This window comes from Acinetobacter tianfuensis (genome assembly GCF_003611465.1).
GTDB lineage: Bacteria > Pseudomonadota > Gammaproteobacteria > Pseudomonadales > Moraxellaceae > Acinetobacter > Acinetobacter tianfuensis.
This window is the reverse complement of sequence record NZ_RAXV01000078.1, coordinates 1-2,089: the sequence shown is the minus strand read 5'-3', so window position 1 is coordinate 2,089 and position 2,089 is coordinate 1. Positions and strand designations below refer to the sequence as shown.

At 36.0% G+C, this 2,089-nt stretch carries 3 protein-coding genes; 1 reads left to right on the top strand and 2 read right to left on the bottom strand.

Translation table 11 applies throughout. The features are described from left to right. Positions 1 to 47: 47 nt before the first annotated feature. Both D7V32_RS16895 and D7V32_RS16890 read right to left on the bottom strand, forming a co-directional pair. The gene (locus D7V32_RS16895; protein ID WP_120403931.1) at positions 48 to 365 is read right to left on the bottom strand and encodes a hypothetical protein; all 318 of its coding nucleotides are present in this window, start codon (positions 363 to 365) and stop codon (positions 48 to 50) included. A gap of 2 nt (positions 366 to 367) precedes the next feature. Continuing rightward, positions 368 to 1,585 (bottom strand): phage/plasmid replication protein, II/X family, encoded by a 1,218-nt coding sequence (locus tag D7V32_RS16890; protein WP_120403930.1) that lies wholly within the window; start codon positions 1,583 to 1,585, stop codon positions 368 to 370. A 107-nt stretch (positions 1,586 to 1,692) separates the two neighbouring features. On the opposite strand from D7V32_RS16890, the gene D7V32_RS16885 reads away from it, so the two are divergent. Then, positions 1,693 to 1,890 carry a hypothetical protein gene (locus D7V32_RS16885; protein WP_120403929.1) on the top strand — a complete coding sequence of 66 codons (198 nt, stop codon included), beginning with the start codon at positions 1,693 to 1,695 and terminating at the stop codon, positions 1,888 to 1,890. Positions 1,891 to 2,089: the final 199 nt, after the last annotated feature.

Sequence of the window (2,089 nt, the reverse complement as noted above, 5' to 3'; positions counted from 1 at the left end):
TATACATTATACGAAATGGTATAATTAAGCCTTTAATTTATATAGACTTAATCCTGAATAACAAACTTGCCATCATCAGCAAGCGCAAAACCTGCGAACGTCTGGACGGTTTGACCAGCAATATTTTTATTAAAAGTACGTTCATTCACATTGAATGAAATGGTTTTACCAACGACTTTTTTAAACTCTGGAACTGTCCAATTCAGCTTTTGAGGAATTGATACAGAAACGACTTCTTCTGTGTCGCGGTTCAATTTGTTTGACCAAATGTTCTTTGTAAAAACAAGGCTGTGATAATTGACGTTTTTCTCTTTATCTTCATAAACAGATACGTTTTCTAATTTTCCAGTGATTGAAAGATGCATGATTAACCTACCTTAGCAAAGCGTGATTGTGGTTCCTGATACCAGTCTGGTACCTGATTTTGGAAGTCGATTTTTACAAGTTGAACAAACGGAATGACGTTATTTTTTGATTCAGAATCAAGGTTTTGCAAATATGCTTTTGAAAAGCCACAAGCTCTTAAATCCTTGATATAAGCGTAATAACGAGTTTCTGAATATTTCTTTTTAAGTGTTTCAGCACCGTGCAACTCAAGCGCACAGAAAAAATTAAAAATGTTGCGGGACTTGGTTTGTGATAAACGTCCAGACTTTGTATAGGTATCAAATACGGTACAGATCTTTGCAAAAACAGTGTCATGATCAAGGGCTTTCATCGTGTGACCCTCCAGTGCTTCAAATAAAGGTTTATTGGCCAATTGCCAGAGTTCAGTTAAAAAATTCGGATTTGCATGTTGATGTTTAATCAATTCAAAGACATTCAAAGGAATGCCATGTTCAGTAAGCCATAACGGTTTAAAGCGAGTTTCTAAACGAAGTAAGCCCTGCATGAATGCAATAACGCGCGGATCTTCCATTGCTTTAATCACACGAATTGCAAAAACTTCACCTTTAGCAGCAAGACGTTTTAATTTTTTTAGCTGAAGCTGAAACTCAATAGACTTGCAATAAGCTTTACGAGCCAAACGCTTAGAATTAGGTGATCCCCAGTAGACTGTGGAGCCGTAAACTAATTTAGATTTACGAAGTGAACCACTGGAGACCTTGCGCAGAAAATCAAGAACACTTAGAACTTGGTCATCATTTTTTAGACGAGCTGAATAAGTCACGTCAAGATTTACAATTTGTGCATTCTGTACGTCAAGAATTTCATAAAGCTTAGGATTTGATTCAGCCAAATAGCCAAGCATTTCAAAAATACCAAGCTCTAAATTATCTGAACCGAAAATATTATGACCTTGCATGATCTTTGCTGGTGAACACTTAATCATGACATGCGGTTTAATTTTGCCTTCGTGTACAAGCTTAAAAGCAACATTTGTAAATGAAGTCGGAAGATCATCATAAGGATGATATAAGGCCCCTACTTGCATCTTGCCATGTTCATCAAGATAAACATCACGAGAACCAACAGTAACGCCAAGTTCCAACAAATTTAAAGACAACAGAAATTGCTCGCCACTTCTATCTGAAATGACAAATTCGTCTTTTACGAATAAGCGTATTTCTGCAAAATCGATCATTGAATCACTGACACAGGGACACATTAATGACGGAACGATACCACGACACACTGTGTCAGTGCAACACAAAGTATACTTTTAGACATCATGACACATTGGTGCAGTAAATGGCTTCAGTACAAATCAGAGTTAGAGACGAGTTGGCAGATAAACTTGAAACTGCAAAATGGGAAATCAAGTACAAGCTTAGAATGGAAATACAGAATACAGATGTTCTAAATGCTCTAATCTACAAACACTTAGATAAATTAAGTGAGGATGATGTATTGGAATATAGAAGAAAAATACTAAAAAAAGACGAGTAAAACTCCTAAATATGGGAGTTAAGTACGACATTAGAAACGTCGTACTTCACTGCCCGACAAATTTCGTATAATGCAGATTGATGTTAAATGCATCCTACAAAGAAAAAAAAAGCTATGTTTGATTTAACATAGCTTTTTGTTTTCTCCACTGGAGAGATGATGCAAATAACATAATCCTGCGCACATTATACGAAATCAG